This is a genomic window from Synechococcus sp. R5-13, from assembly GCF_047462015.1.
Taxonomy (GTDB): domain Bacteria; phylum Cyanobacteriota; class Cyanobacteriia; order Thermostichales; family Thermostichaceae; genus Thermostichus.
In genome coordinates, this window is sequence record NZ_JANSIL010000049.1 from 1 (window position 1) to 25,458 (window position 25,458).

At 57.1% G+C, this 25,458-nt stretch carries 24 protein-coding genes; 14 read left to right on the forward strand and 10 right to left on the reverse strand.

Annotated elements, in window-relative coordinates; genetic code table 11:
• The first annotated feature begins 160 nt into the window (after nt 1–160).
• Nucleotides 161–1,024 (forward strand): PD-(D/E)XK nuclease family protein, encoded by an 864-nt coding sequence (locus NW840_RS04120; protein ID WP_414342553.1) that lies wholly within the window; start codon nt 161–163, stop codon nt 1,022–1,024.
• A gap of 44 nt (nt 1,025–1,068) precedes the next feature.
• On the opposite strand, the gene NW840_RS04125 is transcribed toward NW840_RS04120, so the two are convergent.
• Nucleotides 1,069–2,034, reverse strand: coding sequence for an acetamidase/formamidase family protein (locus tag NW840_RS04125; RefSeq protein WP_414342555.1), 966 nt, complete (start codon nt 2,032–2,034; stop codon nt 1,069–1,071).
• 271 nt (nt 2,035–2,305) lie between these two features.
• Between NW840_RS04125 and NW840_RS04130 the strand changes: the two genes are divergently transcribed.
• Together NW840_RS04130 and NW840_RS04135 are read left to right on the forward strand one after the other, a co-directional pair.
• Complete coding sequence (locus NW840_RS04130) at nt 2,306–3,436, forward strand: ABC transporter ATP-binding protein (RefSeq protein ID WP_414342557.1); 1,131 nt, start codon at nt 2,306–2,308, stop codon at nt 3,434–3,436.
• Complete coding sequence (locus NW840_RS04135; RefSeq protein ID WP_414342559.1) at nt 3,430–4,380, forward strand: ABC transporter permease; 951 nt, start codon at nt 3,430–3,432, stop codon at nt 4,378–4,380. The genes NW840_RS04130 and NW840_RS04135 overlap by 7 nt, the downstream gene beginning before the upstream one ends.
• Here NW840_RS04135 and NW840_RS04140 read toward each other — a convergent pair.
• Nucleotides 4,363–5,382 carry a Rieske 2Fe-2S domain-containing protein gene (locus NW840_RS04140; protein ID WP_414342561.1) on the reverse strand — a complete coding sequence of 340 codons (1,020 nt, stop codon included), beginning with the start codon at nt 5,380–5,382 and terminating at the stop codon, nt 4,363–4,365. The genes NW840_RS04135 and NW840_RS04140 overlap by 18 nt on opposite strands.
• 203 nt (nt 5,383–5,585) lie before the next feature.
• Between NW840_RS04140 and crtH the strand changes: the two genes are divergently transcribed.
• The 3 genes from crtH to NW840_RS04155 all read left to right on the forward strand — a co-directional run bounded on the left by crtH (nt 5,586) and on the right by NW840_RS04155 (nt 11,052).
• Nucleotides 5,586–7,142, forward strand: coding sequence for a carotenoid isomerase (gene crtH / locus NW840_RS04145; RefSeq protein WP_414342562.1), 1,557 nt, complete (start codon nt 5,586–5,588; stop codon nt 7,140–7,142).
• A 291-nt stretch (nt 7,143–7,433) separates the two neighbouring features.
• Nucleotides 7,434–8,354 (forward strand): hypothetical protein, encoded by a 921-nt coding sequence (locus tag NW840_RS04150; RefSeq protein WP_414342563.1) that lies wholly within the window; start codon nt 7,434–7,436, stop codon nt 8,352–8,354.
• A gap of 4 nt (nt 8,355–8,358) precedes the next feature.
• Nucleotides 8,359–11,052, forward strand: coding sequence for a class I SAM-dependent methyltransferase (locus NW840_RS04155; RefSeq protein WP_414342565.1), 2,694 nt, complete (start codon nt 8,359–8,361; stop codon nt 11,050–11,052).
• Between the two features lie 33 nt (nt 11,053–11,085).
• Here NW840_RS04155 and NW840_RS04160 read toward each other — a convergent pair whose 3' ends face one another.
• Both NW840_RS04160 and NW840_RS04165 read right to left on the reverse strand, forming a co-directional pair.
• Nucleotides 11,086–11,811, reverse strand: coding sequence for a Uma2 family endonuclease (locus tag NW840_RS04160; RefSeq protein WP_414342566.1), 726 nt, complete (start codon nt 11,809–11,811; stop codon nt 11,086–11,088).
• Between the two features lie 23 nt (nt 11,812–11,834).
• Nucleotides 11,835–12,521 carry a Uma2 family endonuclease gene (locus tag NW840_RS04165; RefSeq protein WP_414342578.1) on the reverse strand — a complete coding sequence of 229 codons (687 nt, stop codon included), beginning with the start codon at nt 12,519–12,521 and terminating at the stop codon, nt 11,835–11,837.
• A 192-nt stretch (nt 12,522–12,713) separates the two neighbouring features.
• On the opposite strand from NW840_RS04165, the gene NW840_RS04170 reads away from it, so the two are divergent.
• Complete coding sequence (locus tag NW840_RS04170) at nt 12,714–13,139, forward strand: DUF1499 domain-containing protein (RefSeq protein WP_414342567.1); 426 nt, start codon at nt 12,714–12,716, stop codon at nt 13,137–13,139.
• Nucleotides 13,140–13,192: 53 nt separating this feature from the next.
• Here NW840_RS04170 and lpxD read toward each other — a convergent pair whose 3' ends face one another.
• The 4 genes from lpxD to NW840_RS04190 all read right to left on the reverse strand — a co-directional run bounded on the left by lpxD (nt 13,193) and on the right by NW840_RS04190 (nt 17,669).
• The gene (gene lpxD, locus NW840_RS04175) at nt 13,193–14,224 is read right to left on the reverse strand and encodes a UDP-3-O-(3-hydroxymyristoyl)glucosamine N-acyltransferase (RefSeq protein WP_414342580.1); all 1,032 of its coding nucleotides are present in this window, start codon (nt 14,222–14,224) and stop codon (nt 13,193–13,195) included.
• A gap of 15 nt (nt 14,225–14,239) precedes the next feature.
• On the reverse strand, nt 14,240–14,758 hold the full coding sequence (locus NW840_RS04180; protein ID WP_414342569.1) for a DUF4330 domain-containing protein: 519 nt from the start codon (nt 14,756–14,758) through the stop codon (nt 14,240–14,242).
• Between the two features lie 66 nt (nt 14,759–14,824).
• A complete protein-coding gene (locus NW840_RS04185) occupies nt 14,825–16,348 on the reverse strand; it encodes a hypothetical protein (protein ID WP_414342570.1) in 1,524 nt (507 codons plus the stop codon).
• A gap of 58 nt (nt 16,349–16,406) precedes the next feature.
• Nucleotides 16,407–17,669 (reverse strand): class I SAM-dependent methyltransferase, encoded by a 1,263-nt coding sequence (locus NW840_RS04190; protein ID WP_414342571.1) that lies wholly within the window; start codon nt 17,667–17,669, stop codon nt 16,407–16,409.
• A gap of 85 nt (nt 17,670–17,754) precedes the next feature.
• On the opposite strand from NW840_RS04190, the gene NW840_RS04195 reads away from it, so the two are divergent.
• Both NW840_RS04195 and NW840_RS04200 read left to right on the forward strand, forming a co-directional pair.
• Entirely contained in the window at nt 17,755–18,573 is an 819-nt protein-coding gene (locus NW840_RS04195; RefSeq protein WP_414342572.1) for a hypothetical protein, read from the forward strand.
• Between the two features lie 307 nt (nt 18,574–18,880).
• Nucleotides 18,881–19,858, forward strand: coding sequence for a PspA/IM30 family protein (locus NW840_RS04200; RefSeq protein WP_011432908.1), 978 nt, complete (start codon nt 18,881–18,883; stop codon nt 19,856–19,858).
• Between the two features lie 70 nt (nt 19,859–19,928).
• On the opposite strand, the gene NW840_RS04205 is transcribed toward NW840_RS04200, so the two are convergent.
• On the reverse strand, nt 19,929–20,684 hold the full coding sequence (locus NW840_RS04205; RefSeq protein WP_414342573.1) for a 5'-methylthioadenosine/adenosylhomocysteine nucleosidase: 756 nt from the start codon (nt 20,682–20,684) through the stop codon (nt 19,929–19,931).
• Nucleotides 20,685–20,905: 221 nt separating this feature from the next.
• Between NW840_RS04205 and NW840_RS04210 the strand changes: the two genes are divergently transcribed.
• The 5 genes from NW840_RS04210 to nuoK all read left to right on the forward strand — a co-directional run bounded on the left by NW840_RS04210 (nt 20,906) and on the right by nuoK (nt 24,729).
• Nucleotides 20,906–21,370 carry a YbjN domain-containing protein gene (locus tag NW840_RS04210; RefSeq protein WP_414328810.1) on the forward strand — a complete coding sequence of 155 codons (465 nt, stop codon included), beginning with the start codon at nt 20,906–20,908 and terminating at the stop codon, nt 21,368–21,370.
• 17 nt (nt 21,371–21,387) lie between these two features.
• Nucleotides 21,388–22,119: a lipoyl protein ligase domain-containing protein gene (locus NW840_RS04215; RefSeq protein WP_414342574.1), complete on the forward strand. Its 732-nt coding sequence runs from the start codon at nt 21,388–21,390 to the stop codon at nt 22,117–22,119.
• 145 nt (nt 22,120–22,264) lie between these two features.
• Nucleotides 22,265–23,614, forward strand: coding sequence for a TPM domain-containing protein (locus NW840_RS04220; protein ID WP_414342576.1), 1,350 nt, complete (start codon nt 22,265–22,267; stop codon nt 23,612–23,614).
• 119 nt (nt 23,615–23,733) lie between these two features.
• A complete protein-coding gene (locus NW840_RS04225; RefSeq protein ID WP_414342577.1) occupies nt 23,734–24,342 on the forward strand; it encodes an NADH-quinone oxidoreductase subunit J in 609 nt (202 codons plus the stop codon).
• 81 nt (nt 24,343–24,423) lie between these two features.
• Nucleotides 24,424–24,729, forward strand: a complete 306-nt coding sequence (gene nuoK, locus NW840_RS04230) for an NADH-quinone oxidoreductase subunit NuoK (RefSeq protein WP_414328814.1) — start codon at nt 24,424–24,426, stop codon at nt 24,727–24,729.
• Nucleotides 24,730–24,773: 44 nt separating this feature from the next.
• Here nuoK and NW840_RS04235 read toward each other — a convergent pair whose 3' ends face one another.
• Nucleotides 24,774–25,100 (reverse strand): DUF5684 domain-containing protein, encoded by a 327-nt coding sequence (locus NW840_RS04235; RefSeq protein WP_011432901.1) that lies wholly within the window; start codon nt 25,098–25,100, stop codon nt 24,774–24,776.
• Nucleotides 25,101–25,458: the final 358 nt, after the last annotated feature.

Genomic DNA, 25,458 nt, shown 5'->3' on the forward strand with positions numbered 1-25,458 from the left:
AATCCGTACTGAACATATTATACATTATTTTCAGTATAGTTGAGCTTATTATTGACTAGAGTCATGCTCCTCCGCTGGGCGACCCCTGGTGGCGGTGGGGGTATCCTGAGAGCAGTGGAACTTAGCCCCCTCTTGCCAGCTCTTCCCCTTCGCGACAGCGGTGCGGAGCACTTTGTCTGGGATCCCTGCTGCCCCTTCTCTGGAGAGGTTGAGTCTTGAGCAGGTCAACCTCTCCGCCTCTTCGCTGGCCTTGCTGGACCATTGCCCCCGCCTGTTTCGCTATGTGTACCTGGAGCGGTTGATCTGGCCCGCTGCCAGTGTTTTTGAGCACGAGCTGGAGCAGAGGCGCGGACGGCAGTTTCACCGTTTGGTGGAGTGGCACAGCCGCGGGCGGCAGGTGGAGCCGCGTTTGTCTGCCCTGGATGAAGTGGTGCAGCAGTGGTGGCAGGTGTTCTTGGCCAGCTCCCATGCCCATCCCCAGGGACGGGTGTTGGCGGAGTTGCCCCTGTGGCAACGGATTGAGGGCTTTAAGTTGATAGCCCGTTTGGATCGGCTGGTGATTATCCCTGGATCCCTGCACATCCTGGACTGGAAAACTGAGCGTCAACGTCCTCGCGATGAACAGTTGGCCCAAGACTGGCAGGTGCGCCTTTACCCTCTGCTGCTCTGCGAGGCGGCCCAGCAGCTGCCCCTGGAAGGCCCTTTTGAGCCGGAGCAGGTGCAACTGACCTTTTGGTATGTGCAACATCCGCAGCAGCCCTTCCACCGGTATTACAGCGCCGCCGCCTATGAGCAAGACCTGGCCCACCTAAGAGCCACTCTGAACCACCTGCGGCAACTGGAGGCGCAAGACTTTCCCATGACCCCCCACACTGAGCGCTGCAACAGTTGTCTGTTTCGCTCCCGCTGCCATGGGCTGCTACCGGAAGGGATCCCCTCTCAAGACCTCACGGATTGGGTCTGGCCAATGCAGGAGCCCGCGACACCTGCGGATCCCATCGCCGATACTTATTGGGAGCAGTAATGGGAGCAGTAAGGACTCCGCCCCGCTGACGCGATTAGATCCGATTAGATCAGGGTAGGGCGGGGCAGGATCTGTTTTGGCAGCAACCCATGCACACCTTTCATGGGGCTGTTCACCACCTGCGTGATGTGGAAGTGGACAGCAATGCTGCAAAGCACATAGGCTTCCTCTCGCCCAATGCCGACAAACCGATGCAGAAAATCGATCATCCGCCTTAGGGCAATCTCAAAGGCCGCATCCAGATCCTCGGCAAAGCCCATGGTAATGAAATCGGTCGGGGTTTCCGCCAGCGGTGCCTCGAGCGGCAGATCTTTGCGCAGGATCAACTGCAAAGTGCCATTCATGGAAGTTTCAATGGCCGTTACATCAACTTCTCCGTCCCCTTGAGCGGAGTGGCCATCCCCCACCGAAAAAAGGGCACCGGGCACAAAGACCGGCAAAAAAACTCGGGATCCCGCCTGCAATTGGCGGTTGTCGATGTTGCCACCATAGTTGCCGGGGGGGATAGAGCTGCGGCTGGTTTCCTCGGTCGCCACCCCCAAGATGCCAAAGAAGGGGTGAATGGGGATGCGGATGCCGCTGCCGGGAGGAAATTCCGCTACCCCCTGGTCTATATCTAGGTCGATGAGGCGCAGTCGCGGCTGATCAAATTCTCCGGGCAAAGCTCCCCATCCGGGACGGATGGCATTGAAACCGATGGGCAAGCGGGGGGTGATCGCTTGCAAGCGCACTTCCAGCACATCTCCAGGTTCAGCTCCCTCAACGTAGATCGGCCCGGTCAACAGATGGGGGCCCGGCCCCACTCGGCGCTCGGCAGGCAAGGTTTGGCAAATTTCGAGGAATTCGGGCGTGAAGAAACGGTCCGGCGCTTTGCCGTAGTGGGCGAACCCCGAGTAGGTTTCCACCTGCACCACATCGCCCGATTGCACATACAAGGCCGGGGGCAGTTGGGAAGAAAAGCCGCCCAAGTGGACGGTATGGGGAGTGGCTTTGAGGGTGTGAACGGGCACGGCCAGGGATCCCTTGCAAAAGACCCATTCAAAAGAAAAATCCCCTCCAATCCTGAATTAGACTGTTCCTCAAGCCGGTATCTCTGGCTACTGTTTGCCCAGGGGTGGCGTGGCGACAATGTTTCCCACATTTGCTATCTTAAAGGGCTGTGGGCAGGGATCCCCGTTTGCAGGGCTGAGCGTGGAACTGGTGCCCCTGGTGTGGAGGATAACTGCAATTTTCTCGGAGACTTGCATACTGGGTTAGATGGTTTTATCAGCGCTGTCAACTGTGATCGCGAGTGTCATCTCCAGTACTTCCACCGTCCGGGATCCCGACTGGGATGTGGAAGTAACCGGCCTCCACAAGCGTTTTGGCGATTTTGTGGCTCTCAATGGCATTGAGCTGAACATTCGGCGGGGGGAGTTTTTCGGCCTGCTGGGCCCTTCCGGCTGTGGCAAGACCACCCTGCTGCGCATCCTGGCCGGCCTGGAGATGGCCGATGCTGGGGAAGTGGTGATTCGAGGTCGCCCGGTAGGCCACCTGCCCGCCCACAAGCGCAATGTCAACACGGTGTTTCAGAGCTATGCCCTTTTCCCTTTTATGACGGTGGAGGACAACATCGCCTTCGGCCTGCGCATGCGGGGTGTGCGGGGAGAAGCTCTGCGCAAGCGGGTAGCGGCTGCTATGGAATTGGTGGAGATTGCAGCTCTGGCCAAGCGGAAGCCCCATGAGCTGTCGGGGGGACAGCAGCAGCGGGTGGCCTTGGCTCGGGCTTTGGTGAACGAGCCGGAAGTGCTCTTGTTGGATGAGCCGCTGTCGGCGTTGGATGCCAAGTTGCGCAAGCAGCTTCAGGTGCAGTTGTGCGAGTTGCAGCGCCGCCTGGGCATGACCTTTATTTTCGTTACCCACGACCAAGAAGAGGCTTTGGTGACCAGCGACCGGGTGGCGGTGATGCGGGCGGGGCGCATTGAGCAAGTGGGCCTTATCGATGAGGTGTACGAGCGCCCGGCGACGGCCTTCGTAGCCGACTTTTTAGGGGCCAGCAACCTGATCGAGGGGATCGCCTGTGGGACGGACTGTGTGGATACGCCCTTGGGAAAGCTGAAGGTCTTGGGGATCCCGGCCAGCTCGGAACCGGTGCAATTGGCTATTCGCCCGGAAAAGATCCAGCTCTCTCGCAGCGGCTGGGATCTGCTGCCCAACCAGGTGCCGGTGCGGGTGGAAAACCTCATCTACACTGGGGCTGAGAACCAATACCTGTTGCGGACAAACCAAGGTCAGCAGCTCAAGGCCACGGCCCTCAACACCGATATTGAGGATGCAGGGTTTGAGATCGGCGCAGCGCTGGTGGCCCACCTACCCCCGAAAAGCCTAATCCGTTTGCGACCGGATCCCCGTCAGGAGGAGACTGGATGTTGAAGCTGCCATCTCCTGTGGGCAAGTGGATCCCTGGCCAAGCCCAGGTGCGATTTGGGGAGCTGCTCACCCCTTGGCAGGAGTTGGGGCGCAGCCTAATTTTTGCTGGGCCAGGGGTGCTGTGGGTGATGTTTTTTCTGGTGCTGCCGGGGCTGTTGCTGTTGGTGTGCAGCTTTCTCAGCCGCGGGGAGTTTGGCCAGATTCAACTGCCCCTGACCCTGGAGAACTATCTGCGCATTCTCGGCTTTGGCCCCTTGGGATGGACGCCCATCTACTGGCAGATCTTGGGCCGCAGCCTGCTGGTGGCGGGGGTGACCACCTTTTTTTGCGTGCTGCTGGCCTACCCATTGGCTTTCTTCATTGCCGCCCACCCACCCCGACAACGGGATCTGTTGCTCACCTTGGTGGTGGTGCCCTTTTGGACGAACCTGGTGATCCGCACCTACGCCTGGATGGTGGTGCTGGCCCCGGAAGGGTGGCCGGCTCGCTTGGCGGCCTGGCTGGGCTGGATCCCACCGCAAACGGCTCTGTATCCCAGTTGGCTGGCGGTTTATCTGGGCATGGTCTACACGTTTTTGCCCTACATGGTCTTGCCCCTGTACACGGCGGTGGAGCGCATCGATTGGCGGCTGGCGGAAGCGGCACGGGATCTCTATGCCAAGGGTTGGCAGGTCTTTTGGTGGGTGCTTCTGCCCCAGACCTTGCCTGGACTGGCGGCGGGCCTCATTCTGGTGGGGATCCCGGCTTTCGGCATGTTCGTAGTGCCGGATCTGTTGGGGGGCAGCAAAACGCTGTTGATCGGGAATGTGATTCAGTTGCAGTTTGGCTCCAGCCTGGACTATCCTTTCGGGGCGGCCCTCAGCTTTTTGGTCACCGGCCTCACCCTGGGGTTGATCTACGCCTACAGCCGCTACGCTGGCACCCGCAGCCTAGAAAATCTGGTTTGAGGAGCTGCTGTGGGCTTTAAGCAGAGCCGCCAATTGCTTGCGCATCAGGATCCCGGGCTTATCGGTGAGCATGTGCTGCTCGGCGCTGAGGGTGAGAGGAACGTCGGGATCCGTGGTCTCCAAAATGGCTTTATCTTCCAGAGTTACAGCCCGGTCGAAGCGAATAACCTCGGCGGCTGGGGTATCGGCCTCGGTGTCGTTGCGCAAACAAAACTGCACCACCTGGGAGGCTCGGTCGTTGATGGGGGTGGGGATGTTGACGATGACATGGCTGCGGCCATTGGGGTAGCGGATGTGAAGGTGGTTGGTGAAGGGCAAATGCCAGGTTGAAGTGGTGGTGCGCTCGGTTTTGGCGGCAGCAATGCCCAGGTTGCGCTGTTGCAGCTCTGGGTTGGCTACACCGAGCACTGTGCGGGTGCGGATCCCGTAGTCCAGCTCCTCGACCTCGAAGTGGCTGGGTACCAAGTCTTCCATACTGCCAAAGGTGTTCTGGTGTACAAAGCTGATGTGGGCGGCATCGAACTCGTTCTCGCAGATGCGCAAGCTGGCACATTCCCAGCGTTCGTAGAACTCGTGGATGAGCCGGTAACTGGGATCCTCGGCTTCTGGGATGACCGGGATCCCCCGTAGAGGCTGGGGATGCAAGCACACCCAAGCATAGCCATAGCGGGCCTGGCAGAGATAGGCGGGAATGCGGTAGCTCTCTGGGATGCGGGCCTGATCCGGCAGTTGCGGCACCTTGACACAGGCTCCCGTGCCATCGAACTCCCACCCATGGTAGGGGCAGCGGATATGGTCATCACAGACGATTCCCTTGGACAATTGCGCCGACCGATGACAGCAGCGATCTGCGGCTGCCTGGGGCTGTCCGGCTTTGTCCAGCCAAAGGACGATCCTCTCTCCCAGCAGCTCGAAAGGTTGCGGGGATCCCTGCTCCAATCGGCTGAGGGGCATCACCGGGTACCAAAAGCGCCGAAAGACAGGATGCTGGGTCACCAACATGGCAAAACCATCTGTGTCGTGTGGCCGGATTCTGTATAGCAAATTCGTGAATTCGGTTCCGTAGCCCGCGCCACAATCTCTATTTGGGGATCTTGCAGATCTGGGCAAACTCATTCCCAGGGGAGCTCAACTCATGGGGAAACCCTAGAACCTCTGGTACGGTAAAGATACTGATCTTGCGTTTGAGTTTCCAGAGGGATCCCTTGACCTCTACTTTGCCTTCTCAGACCTTCTTGCAGGCTCTGCACACCCCTTCCCCTGCTTGGGATGCCATCGTCATCGGTGCTGGGATCGGGGGATTGGTCGCGGCCAGCCAGTTGGCTGCCAAAGGATACCGTGTGCTGGTGCTGGAAAAATACCTCATTCCAGGGGGCAGTGCCGGCTATTTTGAGCGTCCGGATCCCTTAGGCAAGGGGAGCTACCGCTTCGACGTGGGCGCTTCCATGATCTTTGGGTTGGGCACCCAGGGTACCACCAACTTGCTGACCCGCGCCTTGGCAGCCGTGGGCCAGTCCATAGACTCTATCCCCGATCCGGTGCAGATTGCCTACCACCTGCCCAAGGGGCTGAATCCCCGAGTACACCGGGATTACGAGCAGTTTTTGCAGGAGCTATCCGGCTACTTTCCCCGGGAAGCCGCCGGCATTCGCCAGTTCTACGACAGCCTGTGGCCCATCTTCAACAGCCTCAACGCCATGGAGCTGCTCTCGTTGGAGGAGTGGGGCTATCTATTTCGTTCTTTTGTGAGCAATCCCCTCGGCTGCCTGACCTTGGCGCGCTATTTGCCGGTGAATGTGGGCCAGGTAGCGCGGCGCTGTCTGCGGGATCCGGATTTGCTGCGCTTTGTGGACATGGAGTGCTACTGCTGGTCGGTGGTGCCGGCGGATCGCACGCCCATCATCAATGCCGGGATGGTGTTTTGTGACCGACACTACGGCGGTATCAACTATCCCAAAGGGGGGGTGGGGCAGATCGCCCAAAAGTTGGCCCAAGGGCTGGAGGTTCATGGCGGGCAGATCCGCTACAAAGCACCCGTGCGGCGGATCCTGGAAGAAAGAGGTCGGGCGGTGGGCGTAGAACTGGCCAGCGGGGAAAAGCTCTTTGCCCGCACGATCATTTCCAATGCCACCCGCTGGGACACCTTTGAGCGCCTATGGCCGGGATCCCTGCCCAGGGCGGAGCGGCAGTGGCAAAAACGCTACCAGCAATCCCCTAGCTTTTTAAGCTTGCACCTGGGGGTGCGGGCCGAGGCCCTGTCCGGCGAACGCTATTGTCACCACATTCTCCTGGAAGACTGGGATCAGATGGAGGCTGAGCAGGGCACCCTTTTTGTCTCCATCCCCACCCTGTTGGATCCCGACCTGGCTCCCCCGGGCCGCCACATTGTTCATGCCTTTACCCCCAGTTGGATATCCACCTGGCAAGGGTTAAGCCCAAGCCAGTACCAGATCCAAAAACAGCAAGCCGCCGACCGCCTCATCCGCCGCCTGGAGGCCCTTTGGCCCCAACTGGGATCCCACATTGAACTGAAGGAGATAGGCACCCCCCGCACCCACCGCCGCTTTTTGAGCCGCAGCAACGGCACCTATGGGCCTATCCCCAGCCGGGATCCCTGGGGCTTGCTGGGCATGCCCTTCAATCGCACCGCCATCCCCAACTTGTACTGCGTGGGGGATAGCACCTTCCCCGGCCAAGGGCTCAATGCCGTTGCCTTCTCCGGCTTTGCCTGCGCCCACCGGGTGGCAGCGGATTTGGTTTAGGTTGCCCTTATCCTTGCTACTCCCTTCTCCCTCTGGGAGAGGGGCAGGGGATGAGGGTTGAGCGGCGCAGAGGGTTTGGGAGGCAGTTGATGGTCAATTCAAACAACAATGAGACGCTAGCCAGGTAAGATAGCGTCCGTTCCCGAAAGCAGGCTGTAGGCCTTTGAATCAGGACATTGTCCAGAATCAACACAGATGTCCTCTTCAAACTCGGTATTCAGTATCTCTCCAGCCACCCCTCAAATCCTTATTGGCTATAGTTGCGGTTGTCCGGAAGTGATAGCAGCAGACTTGCTGGACCTGCCGCGGCTGGAGCTGTATGTGGAAGAGGGGTTTGGGGATCCCTGTGCCCTGCTGCAACAGAAGGGAGTGCCCGAGCGAGTTCATGAGGTGAGGGGGGAGCCGAGCAGTTGGCCCAGCTTTGATGCGGTGGTGTGCACGGTGGGAGACTTGCAGCGGCTGGGGCGGTCTGTGAGGGCTAACTTTGCTTTTGTCTTGGCAGAGGACCACCAACTTCTTTTGGCCAATGCCAGTAAGTTAATGGAAGCAGTGTTGACTGGCTTTGACTTTGGCAAACTCAGGTTTTCGGTAAAGCTCTACCCAGACACCGTTTTTTACGAGAGGACGTATCTTAACTTTCCTGTGTTTCTGTCTAGTCAGGTGCAGACGGTTATCGACATCGGAGCTGGGGTAGGCCTTGGTAGCGTTTGTTTTCGGGGTTTCTGCCCTGAGGCGGCCATTCATTGTTTTGAGGTGGATCCCTTGGCCTTGCACCTGCTGCAGCAGAATGCTCTTGGCCTGGGCAACTGCTTTGTGCATCCGGTGGGGCTAGCGGGGCAGAATAGCTGCAGAACTTGTCGGCTCTGGCCGGAGGATCCTCAAGCGAAGTGGGGAGTGGAGCAGCCGCTCCCTTTCCGGGAAGCTAGGGCAGCTCTCAAGGAGCTGGGTCTGGAGTTCATCGATGTGCTCAGGGTGGCTACAGGTGGAGAGGAGGTGGAGGTGTTGACCAGCTTGCAAGAGCAGCTCGAAGATATCAAGGTCATCTATGTGGAGTTTTGCTCAGAACAAGACCGCAAACAGATTGATCAGATGTTGGACCCTACCCATCTCCTCTGGCAGGGAGAAGTTGTAGCAGGCCAAAGAGGAGTCCTTTGCTATCTAAGCAGGGCTTGCTTTGTCGACAACAATTCAAGCCTTGGAGGAGAGACTTAAGGTTATGAACTCAACCATTATCGTTACGGCTGCTGACAGCAAGTTTTTTGAATTGGTTCAGGGGACTATTCTCTCCATCCGAGAGAAACCTCAGGGGCACTCTGTAGATATTGGATTCTTGGATGTAGGCTGTACACCGGAGCAGTTGCAATGGATAGGTCAGTACGTTGACTATATCGTAGAGCCAGATTGGAATTACAACGTTCCTGATGTCGATAAACAACCTAGGTACCTCAAAGCGCTGGTCTCTAGACCTTTTTTGCCTGAATATTTCCCAGGTTATGAAGTTTACATTTGGATTGATGCAGATGCTTGGGTGCAAGACTGGTCTGCGATTGATCTTCTTGTCTTAGGAGCAAAAAGAAAGAGCTTCTCAATAGTTCCAGAGTTAGTAGCTAAACATAAGAATAGACCCTGGATGCAAACTTGGATATCTTGGCACTACCACCTTTACTTCTACCACACGGAATTTGATCGTTTAGATATAGAGCCTCTGCTAAATGCTGGTGTGTTTTCTGGTGCCAGACAGTCTATTCATTGGTCAATATGGGGCAAAAGATTAGGTCAAGCTATTTCTAGGTGCCTTGATTTGTGGACAGACCAGTTTGCTCTAAACGTGGCTATTTATAGAGATATAGGTCTGGATAGAGTTGAACTTTTGCCATTAAATTGCAACTGGCTAGCCCATTATGAGATGCCCCAATGGGATTTGCAAAGGAAGATTTGGGTGGATCCTTTTCCACCTCACAATCCAGTAGGAATCATACATCTTACAGCCGACGTTAAGGTGAGACCAACTCATATTGCGCTTACAACTGAAGGTTTTAAGATTGAAGCTAGCTTGCGGTATGCAGGCATCATCTCCACTCCGGTCAAGAGATACGACTACGTATCGCCTAACCAGATTAGAATACATCTTGACCATAGCTTTCCTTCAATGATTGCGGCCGAGCCAAGCTCTCACCCCTGGCCTTATCTACGGAAAGAAGTTCCTCACCTTTGGCATACGGATCTACGTCAACCTACCATCGGCTTTGTTAGTCGGGACGAGGCACACATTCTGTACAATACTGCGCTAAAGTTTCGAGGAAAATCTGCTCTGGAGATCGGCTGTTGGTTGGGCTGGTCAACTGCTCACCTGTCAGCAGGAGGTGTTATTCTCGATGTTGTCGATCCAATTTTGGAAAATCCACTGGCTTATGAGAGCGTGAACCAGTCTCTCTGCTCGGCTGGAGTTCGCTCTAATGTCAATCTCTACCCTGGCTACAGTCCGGAAAAGGTAGAGGAAATTGCCCAGCAAGAGGATCGTCGCTGGTCTCTGATTTTCATCGATGGGAATCATGACTCACCAGCCCCCTTGCAGGATGCTCAAGTGGCAGAGCGCTATGCTGCTGAGGATGCCTTGATTCTATTTCACGATCTAGCCTCGCCGGATGTGGCTGAAGGTTTGAATTACTTGAGAGACAGGGGCTGGAACACGATGATTTACCAGACCATGCAAATTATGGGAGTGGCCTGGCGAGGCAATGTCAAGCCCGTTGAGCATATTCCAGACCCTGCTGTGAATTGGACATTGCCAGAGCACCTCAAGGACTATCCGGTCTGTAACCTTGAGTTGTCTAGGGTGCTAGAGAAAGTTAAATCTTTTACCTTGCTGGGCTTTGAGCGTCTTTGGAGCCTTTATTCACTGGCTAAGCAGGTTTGTGAAGAAGACATTCCTGGGAACTTTGTAGAATGTGGTGTTTGCAGGGGTGGAAGCTCAGCTTTGCTGGCCTGGGTGATTAAGAACTACAGCCGTCGACCTCGCAAGCTATATGCTTTCGATACCTTCTCAGGTATGCCTGATCCAACAGAGGTGGATCGAGATTATCGAGGAGTTGCTGCCAACGATACGGGTTTTGGATCCGGTGCTTTAGCGGCACCCATTTCGGAGAACTTAGAGGTGATTGCCAAGGAACTGGGAGTTTGGGATCTCATTGTCCCCCTGCCAGGGCTGTTTGCTGACACCTTGCCTGCCTATCGAGAGCAAGTGGGTGAGATTGCTCTGCTGCATGCAGATGCTGACTGGTATCAATCAACGATGGATATTTTTCATCATTTCTATGATCAGGTTCATTCCCAAGGATTCATCCAAATCGATGATTACGGACACTGGCAAGGATGTTGGAAAGCTGTTCATGACTTCGAGCAGGAAATCAGAGCCTTTTTTCAGCTCCATAGTGTCGATTACACAGGAGTTTGGCTGAGTCCTTCTGAGAACTGGCTAGTGGTTAGAGATGGCCTAACAGAAATCTCTAAATCAGAAAGGATTCGCTTGAGTAAGATCAACGTGGGCCTTTTCCCCTACTGGGAAATGGAGACAGAGCAGCTTATCCAAGAACTGGAGGGCTTGCTGGAGCCAATTCTGCGCAGTCCTCAGCCAGAAGACTATGCTCTGATCTTCCTAGGGGATCCGGATCCGCAACTGGCCAATCAAACTCTGGAGATAGCTGCAGGCAACATAGCTCTCAGGCTCATGGAAGAGGGGTTAGAGCTCAGTAGAGAGCCGTTCTGTTCAGTGGTAGCTGGCTTGAACCCCTATCAATGGGAGAGACTTATTCCCCAACTCAACTATCGCTATCCCTTGAAGCGGGAGCGCTTTCCCAAGGGATTACGGCCTGCTATTCAAAAGCTACCTGTGTTGCTGTTGGCCTCCTAGGGATCCATCTGTTGTCTTGAGTTACTTGGCTGTCTACAGGGCGTCTGGATCTACCCCTAGCTCTTGTAGCTTCCGGGCCAGGCGCCCTGCCCGTTGTTCGGCCTGCTCAGCCCTTTGCCGCTCCAGTTCGGCCTCGGTGGGTACCAGTTCCCCAGCAGCAGTGGCCCAGCGAATCCAGGTGGCCTCGATGTCCCGAAACCTGCCCTCCCACTTCACTAGGCACAATCCCAAAACCTCGCTCGGCAAGCAACCCTCGGCATCCTCTTGAATTGGCTCATAGCGGTCGCCCCTCAGCCGAAACCCTGCCCAGTCTTCTGGATCAAACGGGTCAAACCAAAAGTACTCCGGCACCCGGATAATCTGCTCATAAAGTTGCTTTTTGCTTGTCTTGTCCTCCTGGGCAGTGCTGGGAGAAAGAAGCTCAATCACCACGTCCGGCCCTTTGCCCTGCTCCCAAATCACCCAGCTTTTGCGCTCGCCTTTAGGCACACCCAACACCACAAAATAATCCGGCCCTTTGAAATTGCGGCCGCTGGTCTGCTCCAAGCTGTAGTAGAGAAACATATTGCCACCGACAAAGCCATCAGGGCGCTGCTGCAACCAGGTTTGGGTAGTGGAGATGAGCAAGTCCATCTGGCACCTGTGCCGCCAGCTTTCCATAGGTTCGCTGTCGTCGTAGGGGAGCTCGTCTTGGGTGGGGGGCAACTCGGGTAGATAAACCGGATCCAGCACCTCAGTAATTGGGTTCGGGTTAGTCATTGCCAGTTCTCCTCTCTTTACCCTTACAAGGTATCGGGATCCACCCCCAGCTCCCGCAGCTTCTGGGCCAGGCGCTCTGCTCGCTGTCGCTCTTGCTCAGCACGTTGGCGCTCGATTCTCTCAGCTTCTTCAGGAGTAGGCACCAGCTCCCCATTGGGGAAAAAGTAGCGCAGTTGTTGGTTATGGATCCCCAGATACAGCTCCAGCATCTCGCTCCAGCGCCAGCCCTGCTCCGTTGGCTCAATCTCCTCGTACTTCTCCCCCCTCAGTCGCAAACCCATAAACTCCTGCGTCTCCGGAGAATAGTAAAAGTACTCCGGTGTCCTGAAAATCCTTTCGTAAAGCTCCCGCTTCTCACCCCGATCCACTTTGGCAGTCGATTCCGAAAGCAGCTCGATGATCAAGTCCGGGTATTTGCCACCTTCTTCCCACACCACCCAAGAAGGGCGGGGGCGGTTTTCTACCCCTTTGACCAAAAACAGATCTGGCCCGCGGAAGTCTTTATTTTTGAGTTGCTCTCGGCTGTAGTAGACGGTGAGGTTCCAGGCGAGGAAGTAGTCGTTGCGGTCTTGCCAGAGGCGGGCGAGGCAGCTGACCAGAATCAAAAGCTGCAGGGCATGCAGGGAGTGTTCCATTTCGGGTTCATCGCTGAGCAGCCCCTGGGCCGAGGGCATGAGCTCCGCCAGTTGCTGGCGGGTGAGGGGAGTAATCTTTTCCTCGGCTTTCTCTTGGAGTTTTTCTTGGGCCAGCATTTTTGCACTCGGGGCAAGTGAATTAGCTGTAGGCTAACCCATCGATAGAACCGCCGGCAGGTGCTCTGCTTCAGGCTGACAGGGTGATAACAGGAGCGTTCTACTAACTGAAAGGCATAATAAGAGATGTAAACTTCTCCTTTTGTCCGCATGTCTTTCTGGAAACTTTTGGTGGTGATAGCGGTGCTGCTTTTCGGCTTGGCAAGCGGGATCCCCACCTTACAAGCGGCCACCCTGGGTGGATCCCCCTACAATCGCGCCCAACAGGAAGTTGTGATTGCAGCTAGCCCAGACCAGGTGTTAAAAGCGGCTGAGCAAGCCTTTCAAGTTTGGAAGCGGGGGGAACTGGTCTCTGTGGATGCTGAGGCGATGGAAGTGAAGGGGATCTCCCGCACCAACTTTTTTAAGTTCGTGGACGATCTAACGGTTTCGCTGTCGCCAATAGAAGGGGATCCTGGCCATACTCGTCTACACATTACTTCCGAAGGCCGTGTTGGGGAATATGATTTCGGCGGCAACCGGCGCAACATCAACGAGTACCTGAACACTTTGCGGTCGTTGCTGGAGCAGAGCTAGGGCCGACAGGACAAGGCGGGAGACTTATGTGGATCCACGTCTTTTGCCGTCTCTTATGATTCCTCGTTCTGTTCCAGCTTGGCCACACGAGCTTCCAGCTTGCGCAAGGTGCGTTGCAGCTCAGGCAAGTGCCGCTGGACGGCCATGCTCTTGCGCCATTCGGCAATGGGTTGATGGGGGTAGCCTGCCACCGTTTGACCAGCAGGGATATCGCTGGTGACGCCTGTTTGGGCGGCCACACGCACGCCATCGCCAATGTGCAGGTGCCCGGCCAAGCCACATTGCCCGGCCAAGATGACGTGGTGGCCCAACTGGGTGCTGCCGGCAATGCCCACCTGAGCCACGATCAGGCAGTGGGATCCGGTGCGCACGCCGTGGCCAATTTGCACCAGATTGTCGATCTTGGTGCCGCGGCCAATACGGGTCTCGCCAACGGCGGCCCGGTCGATGGTGGTGTTGCTGCCTACCTCCACGTTGTCTTCCAGCACCACTCGGCCCGCCTGCAGCATGCGCCGCCAGGAGCCATCTGCCAGAGGAATGTGGCCAAAGCCGTCGTCGCCAATGACAGCGCCGCTGTGGATGAGGCAATCATCCCCAATCTCCGTGCGCTCGTGAATAACGCAGTTGGCGAAAAGCTGACACCGGGATCCAATCCGCACGTGGGGATAGATGGTGACATTGGGGTGAATTTGGGTGTGGTCGCCAATTTTCACTCCCTCCATCACCACTGCGTGCGGCCCGATGGCCACCCCCTCCCCCAGCTCGACGCTGGGATCGATCACAGCGGTGGGGTGGATGCCAACGGGCAGGCGGTAGGGTTGGTAGAACAGCTCAATGGCCTGGGCAAAGAGCAGACGGGGATCCCTGCCGCGCAAGCAGGCAATGGAACAGGGCAAAGCCAGCCCTTCCTCCACGATGACGGCGCTGGCCTGGGTTTGCTCCAAGAGAGGTAGGTAGCGGGCCTCGCTGAGAAAGCTCAGCTCCCCTGGGCGAGCCTCCGCCAGGCTGGCCACGCTGTGAATTTCCAGGGTGGGATCCCCCTCGTAGGCACACCCCAATTTTTGGGCAATTTCCTGTAGCTGCATTGGGGTTGACATCCTCTACGATTGCGGCAGCCGCACGTCCATCACGGTGCCGCGCAAGTTGTAGCCAAAGGTCTCTAGCTCTAGGGGAACACCGATTTTGACGCGATTGTTGCCCAGGACGATGCCATTCTCCGTCCGCTGGCCGCGCCCTCGCAAGGTAAACACCAGATCGAGGCGATAGGCTTCGGGATCGGGCAAGTTCTGCACCCGCCCATCGGGGAAAACCACTGGCACCGTGCGGCTGACATTTTCCACTCGCACCACCTCCACCTGGCCGTAGGGCTGGTTGCGGATGATCAGGTCAGCCTTCTGCCCCGCCTGAAAAGGTTCCATAGAGCGGCTGCTGACCCCGCGCACAATCATGTCCACTTCCACCGGCAGCGTGGGGCCACCTCCCACCTGGACGACACTGCCCGCCTGCCGACCCGGAAAGAACAAGACGGCGACAATGGCCACCACCACAATTGCCAGAGCTCCCAGATCCAAGAGGCTGACCTTTCCCAAAAGCCGCCCCTGCTCGTCAATGAGCCGCATATCACCTCTCCTCGCACACCCTGTCTTGATTCTAGGCAGGTTTGTTCTCCAAGTGGCTTTCTCGCCCTAAGGGATCCAGGCTAGGGCGCTGCTGCCCAGCGGTAGGCGGCGTTCCCGCCAGCGGTGCGAACCACTTTGTCCATCAGGAATGGGCAGCCCGTCCTGCAAATCCACCAACCACACTTGCGAGGCCATGATGGCTTGCCCGCTACGGCTAAGGGGAGCCGAGGGATCCGGGATCCCTGGGAACGGTTCCAAGAGCGTGTAGGCCAGCATGCGTCCATCCGGGGAAATGCTGAAGTCCAGATCGACGGGATAGGTGGCTCGAACCACCTCTATGGCGTTGCCTGCTTCAGTGCCGAGCGTTATCGCCAGCAGGCGGGGCGACTCGGTGTAGCTGGGGGAGTCCATCGCGACCTCGCCAACAGAATCATGCTCCGCACCGCTAACGTGAGAGACCTCACTGACCAAGGCGTAGAAGATGGGCGCCCGAGGGGAAAAAGCCCCTTTCAGGATGGATCCCTGGGTTCTCAAAATCTCCTCGCTGTTGCCGGTATTGCTGACGATGGAGAGGCTGCGGGTGTAGTCGGGATTGAAGCGCAGCAAAGCCCCGAAAGCCCCATCGGGGCGGATGGCTAAGGTTTGGCCGAACTGGGCTAGAAAGCTCTCCGCTGCCGCCCGTGGATGCAAGGGTACGATCCCCACCCCCTGTCCCTGCGAGATGAGCAGGCTGCTCTCATCGGGGCTAATGAAAAAATCTCCCCCCACCGCCGTATCCAGCTCTAGACGTTCAAAGGGATCCCGGCTCGTTTTCTGGATCCACAGCTCCGTCTGGACGACAGCCATGGGATCCCGTTGCAGCGGGATCCGCTCTGCCACCACCAGTTCCCCCGTCGGCGAGACTTGGAAGCGCAGGTTTTGGTAACCCTGATGATCCAGCAGCAACCGCGAAGACAGATCCTCCAGATCCAGCCGGTACAGATCCTGGTGCTGTAGGTTGGTGGCCGTGGCGAAATAGTACACGAAGCGGCCATCGGCACTGGGCTGCATTTGGGTTACCTTGACCCCAGCTGGAGTCAGCAGAGTAGCGGCTCCCGTCTCCAGGTTGAACAGAAACATTCGCCCTCGCTGGGCAGGTTCGGTGCTGATCCCCAGCAACTGCCGATCCGGTGTGCGGAATTCTCCCTCGAAAGGCCGGGCCATGGGCTGGCCCCGTTCATCTACCGCTGCCTGCAGGCGCACCCGGTAGGTCTGGCCGTAGGGGGCCGGTTCTGTCAGCGTCCAAAAAAAGCGGCGACCCAGCTTGCGCATTCGGCCTGGCAGAGGGGGCTGGATCTGCAAGTGCTCTTCAACGCTGACGGGATCCATCGGGCGGTTAAAGGTGAGCACCATCTGCACTTCTTGCGCCCCCACCCGTTGCTGTTGCCAGTTGAAATCCCGCACGTAAGGAGCTGTGTGGTTGCCCAACACCAACAGGATCACCCCGATGGCCAGGTTGCAGAGGGTGATCCCGGCCACCCAGCGATCCAGAGGCTGTGGGAACCACCGCGTCAGGGTTGCGCGCCAGTAAGATCCCGACCGGGCAGACATCTGACTCATAGGTTACAAACAACAGACAGGTATGGGCAGCCAGAACTTGGGGAGCTGCCTATTGCAGCATCAAAAAAAGAAAGTCTTCTAGGTTGGTTAGGAAGGTCAGCACCTCAGCGGTTGTTCGTTCTTCATCTGGGGATCCCAACTGGACGGCCTGTTGAATCAGCTCTCGAACCGGCGTTGGTCCTTGAAGCATTGGCGCCAACCAGCTCACTTTCTCGGCAGGGATGCTGATCCGCCCGTGGGTGGCCCCTGTCCACTGCATTTCGTAGGGCCGCTTCTCTTGCAGGGCTTTGCTGTACTCCTGGCGAAAGCGGGGGTTGTCCATCAACAGGGGATTGAATTGTACGGATCCCGACAGCCAATCTTCGTCACTCCAAGGCAGCACCGGCGAAGAGCCGGCATGCTCCGCCCAGAAGTCGATGAGGCGATGGACAGGGCGAAGGAGTTCATACAGATGCAGCCGCTCCATGATGCTGAGGGTTGCCAACCGCTGCCGCACAAACTCAGGCACCTCTTTAAACAAAGACTCCACTGACCAAGCGGGCCTATCCACCAAACTCAAAAAGCCCAACCCCGCCTGCTGCAACAGGCGAAACAAGTCGGGGATCGTGAACCCTTTGTCGTTGGAGAGTAGGTAATTATTCATAATGGCCGCATCTTCGGCATAGTTGGCCGGGTTCCAGAGCACCGCCTGGGCCACTTCTTCTCGCAGGGATCCCATGAACTCCCGCACATTTTGCGCCCCTACAGCCGGTGGAACGTCAAATTGGCCCACTTTTTGAAAGGCTTCCTGCAAGCGGAAAAACACCTGCCGTTGGCGGCGGCTGTGGAGATTGGCCCGGATGATGCCATCGGGCTTGAGGACATTTTTCATCGCCCGCAGGCCCTCGGTGGGATCCTCCAGCAAATACAAAACATCATTGAGGCTAATGAAATCGAATTGGATCCCCAGGCGATCCAGCTCCAGCAGATTGAGGACATAAAATTCGGCATCTGTGAAGCCGTGGTGGCGCAGGCGTTCCTCGGTAAGCTTGACCGAAGCCGGAGACAGATCACAGGCAACGATCTGGGCCCCTGGATTGGCCTCAGCCATCATCAACGTTTCCCAACCGGAGCCACAGCCGGCATTCAACAAAACCTTGCCCTCTGGCGGGACGATGGTATGGGTGCGCAGGTACTGAGCCGTGGTGTAGCTCATCTTGAACATCTCCGGCAAGGCATTGCGAGCCGTCTGCGAGAGGGGCACATTAGGGTAGGGCAGAGCCTCGTAAAGGCTCAAGGCTCGTTCCGAAGCGGAGAGGGCAGAGCTGGCCATAGGCAGGGGAAAGGCTCAACGGTTCAATTTATGATTGAGTGTAGCCCTGGTCGCGACAGCCTTAGGGATCCGCAAAAAACTTGCCATGGCTACTGCTTCCTTGCCCCGTCGTCGCTCTCGCTTCTCCCTGGCAGGCACTCTGGCCGCCGTTGGGGGGGCGTTTCTGTGTGGGATCCTGGTGGTGCGGCTGCAATTGCCGATGCTGGAGCGGATCAATCTGGGAGAATTGGAAAATGCCGAGGCCCGCAAAAACCGCAACATTGCCCTGGCCAATACGCTGGGGTGGCTGGGCTACCGTAACTTGGGGGCTTCCTGGCTGTGGCTGGAGCTGATCCAGTACTACGGGGATGCACCGGCTCGCACCCTGACTGGCTATGGCCTGGCCTACGACTACTTCGATCACATGCTGCGGCTGGATCCCCATTTCCTCGTGGGCTACCGGCTCTCTAGTTTGGTGTTGGCCTATCGGGCCGGCCAGCCGGAAAAAGCCGTCGAGATTTTGGATCGCGGCCTGCAGCAGTTCAACCCCCAAAACAACCCTGATGCCTGGCGACTCTACGTGGATCGTGCTCTACTTAACTTTATGTTTCTGGGGGATGCGGAAGCGGGCCGCAATGACTACTACCAAGCCGCTGCCTGGCGAGAGCAGGTGGGCCTGCCTGGAGATGAATTTCGCCAGTTGGGGGATAACATTGCCCGCAGCCCCCTCAGCCGCCGTTCCCAATTCGATGTTTGGCTGAGCGTGTTTAACTCCACCACCGACCGGGATACCCGCCTGTTTGTCTTGGAACAACTGGTCCAGTTGGGTACGGTGCTGCAAACGCTGCCTACGGGGGAGATCGAGATCCTGCCCCCTCCTCTGCCCGACTTCCCCGACGAAGAACCCTATCGCTTGCGCCTGTGATTTGATCCGGGGGACAAAGATTGCGCCTTAGGGCTGTGACGTTGCCCCAAAAGGTGAGCTAAACTCTAACCCAAATTAAGCCGACCCCACGAGCCGACTCTTCGAGAGCCGCAGCTTTTCGTGGGAGAGGTTCGCTTTTCCGACGTATGGAGCAGCTGGCTCTGTTGCCTTTGCCAGGGAAGAGCAGCAGCCAGCCTCACGGCAATCCCCAAGGACGCTCTGGGATTCCGGTTTGTTCCCCCAAACTTCTCTATCTTATTATTTTTCTTAACTTTTGTTCTTGTTCTGCACAATAGGAGTGACCCCCATGACCTCAAGAACTTCCCTTCTGATGACTGTGGCTGTCCTTTCGGGCAGTTGGCTTGTTCTTCCGGCGGCAGCACAATCTTCCGGGACGGCCCGGGTGCGGTCGGTGGTGGATGGGGATACCTTCTGGGCGGACTTGAACGGCAGGCCAACCCGTTTCCGTCTGGCCTATGTGGATGCGCCGGAGCTGACCCAAGGGCGCTGGGGGCGGCTATCCCAAGAGGCTCTGCAAAACTTGCTCCCGACGGGATCCCTGGTGCAGGTGGATACCCTCTATGTCACACCGGAAGGGCTTCACATTGCCCAGGTGTACAACGCCGATGGTTTGGTGAATTTGGAGATGTTGCGCCAGGGTCAGGCGGTGGTTTACGAGCGCTTTTTGCACGGGGCCAATCGGCAACGCTACCTAGAAGCCCAAGAGGCGGCCCAAGCGGCGCGGTTAGGCTTCTGGCAGCAGCGCAATCCGGTGATGCCTTGGGAGTTTCGGGAGACGGCCACACAAACCTCGGCCTTTGCGGGGGTCAATGTTTTGGATGGTTCTTTGATTCGTGAAAATCCGGCGGCGGCTGCGGGTGTGGGGATTGCTACTGCGGTGGTGATGGTGGGTCTGAGCAAGGTGCTGTGGAGAAAGCCCAGCCGACAGAGGGTGAGCATCCGGCAGATGGAGCGGGATCTGAAACAATTGCAGCGCAGCCTGACCACAACCCTGGCCAGTCGCAAGCAACTGGAACGGCGGTACGACGAAATTTTGCAAAAGGCCGAAGATTGGTTTGTCAGGGCTGAGAAAGCCAGCCAACAGAACCAGGATGACCTTGCCCGCGAGGCTTTGGTTCGGCGCAACCAGCACATGAGCGCGGCAGAAGCGGTTCGCAAATCTTTGGATGAAGTTGAAGCACAGGTGGCAACCCTTCGCGAAGGCATTTCCCGCCTAGAAAGCCAGATCTCGATGGCCAAACTGGAGCGGGAGATGAACAACTGACGCGAACGCAACCATGCCCAACTCCTCTTTTGCGTCTTTTGCGCTAGAGGAGGGGATCTGCGCACTTGGGCTAAGGCAAGGAGGGGGGCAGGTTTTGCAGGATGGTGCGGACAACTGCTGCTGAGTTGAGCGCTGCTGTTTGAAAAAAGCTCAAGAAATCCGTATCGTCCCCTGCATCGCTAACCGAGCGCACCAGCAAACAAGGGATCCCGGCTTCTTGCGCTACTCGCACCACGGCTGCCCCCTCCATCTCCACCACCAAAGCGCCGGTGCGTTCTCGGATTTGTCGGCGTAGGTCTGCGTCGGCCACAAACACATCGCCGGTGGCCACCAAGCCTTGATGGATGACGGGATCCCGGCCTTGCAAGGGATGGAGAGGGATCCGCTCGGGATGGGCCACAATCAGGTCGTAGAGGGCGCTATCGGCCTCGGCCAGTGGGTGGCGCAGCTCTGGGATAAAGTCGATCCCCAAGACAAAGCCCTCGGGTCGTCCGGTGCCGAAGTCGTGCTCGATCGCCGCATGGGCCAGCACCACATCTCCCATGTGCAAGTGATCGGCCAAGGCCCCGGCCACACCGGTAAAAATGATCCCCTGCAAAGGGAAATGGGCCACCAACAGAGCCGCCGTGGTTGCTGCCCGCACCTTGCCCACCCCACCTTGTACCACCACCACCGGTTGCCCCGCCAGGGATCCCTGGTAGAACTGTCGCCCCAGATGGGTATGGATGGAGCAGGTTTCCATTGCTGCGGTGAGCATGGCCACTTCCTCGGGCAGGGCTCCAAGAATGCCGATGGCCTTCTGGGGGGGATGAGATGGAGATTCCATAGAGCTTCCCTCAGGTTCTTCGAAAGACTTTTGAACAGGCTCTCTCTCCAGTTGGCGGGGGGGATCGCTTGCCCTCACCTGTCCGGCCACTTAGTGAACCATTGCCAACGGTTTCATTCTCGCCTGAGTTGAGGATCCCAAAGCGATGACCGGATAGGTCGGAGTCTTAGGCGGTATAGCGGTATAGTTGAGGTGGTTGGATAGGGAATAGGGGGAAGACCATGGTCTACAGTGAGCCGCTCATGAGCACCTTTAACCCTTCGCCAGAGGTTTTTCCAGAGCCCCTTCGCTGCGTTGAGGTTGTCTCGGCGGTGGTTTCCAGCCTCAAAGAGGATGCGGCCTACGAAAACCATGAGCAGGGACACACCTGGAAGTTCACCTACGGCACGGCAGAAGTGTTCGTCCATTTGAGCGGCGAATCCCCAGAAGACACCCTTTTGGTATGGTCTCCTGTTCTCTCTCTGCCGGTGGCAGAACCGGCCAAGCTGATGCAGAAGCTCCTGGAGAAGAATTGGAGCGACACCCTAGAGGCGCGCTTTTGCATCTGGAACAACCAGGTGGTGCTGAACCACTACCGCACCTTGGAAGGGATCACAGCGGGCGAAATTTCCCGGGCCATCACCATTGTGGCCAGCTTGGCCGATGAATATGATGAGCCCCTCCAGGCCGAGTTTCCCAAAGTTTAGGGTCTGGCTTTGCCAGGATGGGATCCCAGGGATACTGGCTCCCCTACTGTGTGGCCCCTGGGGCCTGGCAAATGGAGCAGGATGCCTGGCTTCTGCAGCGGCTGCGCCATGACCCTCACCCCTGCCTGCGCTTTTATGGCTGGGATCGGCTCACCCTCTCGCTGGGACGGCACCAGGTTTGGCCAGATCCTCTGCCAGGGATCCCGATTGTGCGCCGACCCACGGGGGGAAGGGCGGTGCTCCATCAGGCGGCTGAGGATGCAGCAGAGCTGACCTACAGCTTGGTGTTGCCCCTTTCTTACTTGCAAGCCAGGTTGCCCAGTTTGCAGCGGGCCTGGGTGTACGACTTCTGTTGCCGCTTTTGGGTGCAGGGGTTGGCGGAGCTGGGCATTGCCATAGATGAGCCCGCTTTTGCTCACGGCCGAAGCCACCGGGATCCCGGCTACCGCAACAAGACCAGTTGCTTTGCCTCCCGTACCCGTGCTGACTTGAGCTGGCAGGGCAAAAAGCTGATGGGCAACGCCCAACTGTGGCAACCTTGGGGGATCCTGCAACAGGGATCCCTCCTATTGCAACCCAATCTAGAGCTGTGGGAACGGTATCTGCCCGGCTCGCAGGTGATTGGTATCTACGACATTTGCCCCACGGCGCCAGGGATCCCTGCTTTGATCGAACATTTTCTCCAGGCCGCCCGGGAGTGCTTTGAAGTGGAATGGCAAGAAGAAGCCTGGCTCCCTTGGCCGGACTGAGGGCCGGTTGCTGTTAACAATTACTAGCAACAAGAAGCGGCTTGTCTCAACCGTTCCCCAACTCCCCTCTCTCCCTGGGAAAAGGACTGCCAGTCTAGCCGAGACAGCTGTGCTAGAACCTAGGCAGCGCTCAGCCAGGTAAGCCATGCCGAAAGTTTGGGCGGCAGTTTTGCTAGTTGTATCCCTGCTGCCGCAGCCCGCTTGGGCCATTACCCTTGAACAAGTGCCCAACCCCCGCCGTCAGTATGGAGGGTGGGTTTCCGATACCGCCAACATCCTCAGCAGCAGCACCGAAAACGAGCTCAACCGTCTTATCACTCAGCTTGAGCAGCGCACCAGTGCCGAGATGGCAGTGGTTACCGTGCCGAATACTCAGGGATATGCAACACCAAAAGACTTCACCACGCAGCTATTTAACTACTGGGGGATCGGCAAGGCAGGCCAAAACAACGGGGTTTTGTTTCTCATCTCGGTAGGGGATCGGCGGGTGGAAATCGAAACGGGCAGGGGCCTGGTCGCTATCCTCCCCGACAGCCGAGTCCAGCAGATTATCGACCAGCAGATCCTGCCTCGGTTTCGCGATGGGGATTTCGATGGCGGCACTCTGGCGGGGGTGCGGCAGTTGACCTCGGTGTTGCAGGGCCAGCCCGTTGCAAATGTTCCTGCGGCAGCTTCTGAAGTTACCACCTCAACGATTGCAACTTCTTCTGGGGCAGTGGCCCAGGGCATTGATTCTTCCCTGGTGGAAGGGATCCTGCTGCTGCTGGGGATCATCATTTTGGGACTGGGGTGGCAGCGCTCTCGCATGCCCGTCTCTCTAAGGGCTGAGCGAGGGGGAAGACAAGTCCTCTCCCTGACACGCAGAGATCCAAGAACAGGTGCTGTGCTCTCTTCGGTTCAGAGCGACCCCATTCGTCTCTTCCTCTATTCGGGATCCCTCTGCCTTGGCGTGTTCCTAGGATTGTCCAGCGGCAACTGGCTGGGGTTCGCTCTGCCGGTTGTGGCTGCTATGGCCACTGACGGCACCTTGGGCCGGAAGCGTGGGATCCCTTTTCAGCCGGTGGTCTGTCAAGCCTGTGGTCGACCCATGCGACTCATCCAGCCCCAGCTTCTGGATAAGTACCTTCCCCAAGAGCATCGCCTGGCCAGGAGCCGCGGCAGAGCTCGCTACTACGGCTGGTTTTGTCCTACCTGTCAAGGAATAGCTGTGGTTGTGCGCGAAGGCACGCTCTCCCGACACCTTTACTGCCCTCGGTGCCAAGCCCTCACCCTCGACCTCACCACACAGGTTCTCAGGGAAGCCACCTATTCCTCTAGCGGCTTGAAGCTGGAAATCCTGAGCTGTCCTATCTGCGGGTACCGCAGCGAGCGAGAGGTGGTCATCCCCGAGCTCAGCGACACAGACACAGATTCAGACTTCGGTGGAGATTCAGGTGGAGATTCAGACTTCGGTGGCGGTAGCAGCGGAGGCGGCGGAGCGGGCGGCAGTTGGTGAGACCCAACTCTAGAGATTTCTCTATCGATCTGAAAAAGGAGTCGGGCTTCTCTTAAATCCGCCAGGACAGTACAGTGGTAAGGGAGCAGCAATAGAAACTGGCTAAGGACGGATCTCTCATGACCCTCGGAGAAGGCGTACAACTGGTTACGTTTGTGGTGCTATCGGCGATGGCCATTGGCTTCGCGCTAGGCGTGGTTTGGGCCCCCAGCATTGTCTATTCCGGTTTTCTGCTCGGGGGCGTTTTCCTGAGCATGGCCGGGTTGTATCTCCTCTTGAATGCCGATTTTGTGGCCGCAGCCCAAGTTCTGATCTACGTCGGCGCGGTTAATGTGTTGATCCTGTTTGCCATCATGTTGGTGAATCGGCGCTACACCTTTGCCCCCCTGAAGCTGGGCTGGCTGCGCAACGGAGTGACGGCAGTCGTGTGCTTGGGGTTGTTTGCCCTTCTGACGGCGATGGCCCTGAATACCCCCTGGCAGTTAGAGCCAATCCAACCCATGAGCAGTGTTTTGGTGATGGGTGGGCATTTCTTCAGGGAGTATCTGTTGCCTTTCGAGCTGGCCTCTATCCTGCTGTTGATGGCTCTGATCGGTGCTATTGTGCTGGCGCGTCGAGAGTTTGTCATTCCCCAAGCTGGAGAAGGGGATCTGAGCTTGCTGGAGCGGGCCCGACCCCAGCTTGAATCGGAGTCGGAACGGCAAGCAGAGCTGGTGAGCACCCGTTGAAGCTGACTGCTCTCGGCCATAAAACCTAGAGCTTTCCCGAGGCCCCTGTCATTGTGTATCTACATGGAGCTCATCGCGATGTTGCAACTGCAGTTTTTCTTGGTGGTGGCAGCGATTCTTTTCTGCATTGGTATTTACGGATTGATTGTGAGCCGCAATGCGATTCGCGTCCTGATGTCGATTGAGCTGATGCTCAATGCGGTGAACCTGAACTTCATGGCTTTCTCCAACTTTGTCGATTCAGCGATGATTCGCGGCCAGGTGTTCTCGGTGTTTGTCATCACTGTGGCGGCTGCCGAGGCCGCAGTGGGCTTGGCCATCGTGCTGGGGATCTACCGCAACCGCGCCACTATCGATATGGAGAGCTTTAACTTGCTCAAGTGGTAGACTTTTTCGATTGTTTAGTTTGTATCAAGGCAAGGCTGGCTAATTCAAGTGAAGGCCAGAATGCCTGAGTAGAGCAAAGCTCCCAAAACAGGCAGGAAAACCAGCAGACCCAGCCAGCGGGATTTATTCAGGCGGGGTGGAATGGCAAAGATCACCCAGATACCGAAGATCAAGTTGACTAGGGGAATGAAGAAGAGGATCACCCACCAGCCGGGTTTACCAGCAGCTCGACACATCACCCAGATGTTAGCAATCGGGATCCAAGCTAACCAAGCATTCGGCACGTTTAGCTTCTCTCCAATCACCATTAAGGTGTAGCTAAAGAAGGCGTAAAGGGCAACGGCAATCAGCCCTGGTAAAAGCTCATCCATCGTGACCCTCCCACATATTTTTTTGATATTTGCGAATGTCAACTCACTTGTCTCCAGCGTCTCTTTGGTGTCAGAGACAACCCTCGAATCTATACAGCTATAAGGCCAAACCGCAAGAAAACCAACTTTCCAAAGCTGTTCAGGAGCTACTCTGATCCCGCCCACAAAGTTAGCCAAAAGGGATCCCGTTGTCCAGACTTATCTGTCAAGTTTCATCAAGAATTCTGTCAAGTTTCATCAAGAATACAGATCTGACGAATAATCTCTCAAGCACGGGGGGGCAACGGCGGGCATTGGATCCCGGGAACCAGGGATTCCAGCAAGCCGCTACAGGCATCCCAGAGCAGCTCGATCACGT

Bases quoted from the DNA above. Each gene is read 5' to 3' on its own strand.
- NW840_RS04135 (WP_414342559.1), top strand. From the start codon at position 3,430: ATGTTGAAGCTGCCATCTCCTGTGGGCAAGTGGATCCCTGGCCAAGCC.
- NW840_RS04140 (WP_414342561.1), bottom strand. From the start codon at position 5,382: ATGTTGGTGACCCAGCATCCTGTCTTTCGGCGCTTTTGGTACCCGGTG.
- NW840_RS04155 (WP_414342565.1), top strand. From the start codon at position 8,359: ATGAACTCAACCATTATCGTTACGGCTGCTGACAGCAAGTTTTTTGAA.
- NW840_RS04160 (WP_414342566.1), bottom strand. From the start codon at position 11,811: ATGACTAACCCGAACCCAATTACTGAGGTGCTGGATCCGGTTTATCTA.
- NW840_RS04170 (WP_414342567.1), top strand. From the start codon at position 12,714: ATGTCTTTCTGGAAACTTTTGGTGGTGATAGCGGTGCTGCTTTTCGGC.
- lpxD (WP_414342580.1), bottom strand. From the start codon at position 14,224: ATGCAGCTACAGGAAATTGCCCAAAAATTGGGGTGTGCCTACGAGGGG.
- NW840_RS04180 (WP_414342569.1), bottom strand. From the start codon at position 14,758: ATGCGGCTCATTGACGAGCAGGGGCGGCTTTTGGGAAAGGTCAGCCTC.
- NW840_RS04185 (WP_414342570.1), bottom strand. From the start codon at position 16,348: ATGTCTGCCCGGTCGGGATCTTACTGGCGCGCAACCCTGACGCGGTGG.
- NW840_RS04190 (WP_414342571.1), bottom strand. From the start codon at position 17,669: ATGGCCAGCTCTGCCCTCTCCGCTTCGGAACGAGCCTTGAGCCTTTAC.
- NW840_RS04195 (WP_414342572.1), top strand. From the start codon at position 17,755: ATGGCTACTGCTTCCTTGCCCCGTCGTCGCTCTCGCTTCTCCCTGGCA.
- NW840_RS04200 (WP_011432908.1), top strand. From the start codon at position 18,881: ATGACCTCAAGAACTTCCCTTCTGATGACTGTGGCTGTCCTTTCGGGC.
- NW840_RS04205 (WP_414342573.1), bottom strand. From the start codon at position 20,684: ATGGAATCTCCATCTCATCCCCCCCAGAAGGCCATCGGCATTCTTGGA.
- NW840_RS04210 (WP_414328810.1), top strand. From the start codon at position 20,906: ATGGTCTACAGTGAGCCGCTCATGAGCACCTTTAACCCTTCGCCAGAG.
- NW840_RS04215 (WP_414342574.1), top strand. From the start codon at position 21,388: ATGGGATCCCAGGGATACTGGCTCCCCTACTGTGTGGCCCCTGGGGCC.
- NW840_RS04220 (WP_414342576.1), top strand. From the start codon at position 22,265: ATGCCGAAAGTTTGGGCGGCAGTTTTGCTAGTTGTATCCCTGCTGCCG.
- NW840_RS04225 (WP_414342577.1), top strand. From the start codon at position 23,734: ATGACCCTCGGAGAAGGCGTACAACTGGTTACGTTTGTGGTGCTATCG.
- NW840_RS04235 (WP_011432901.1), bottom strand. From the start codon at position 25,100: ATGGATGAGCTTTTACCAGGGCTGATTGCCGTTGCCCTTTACGCCTTC.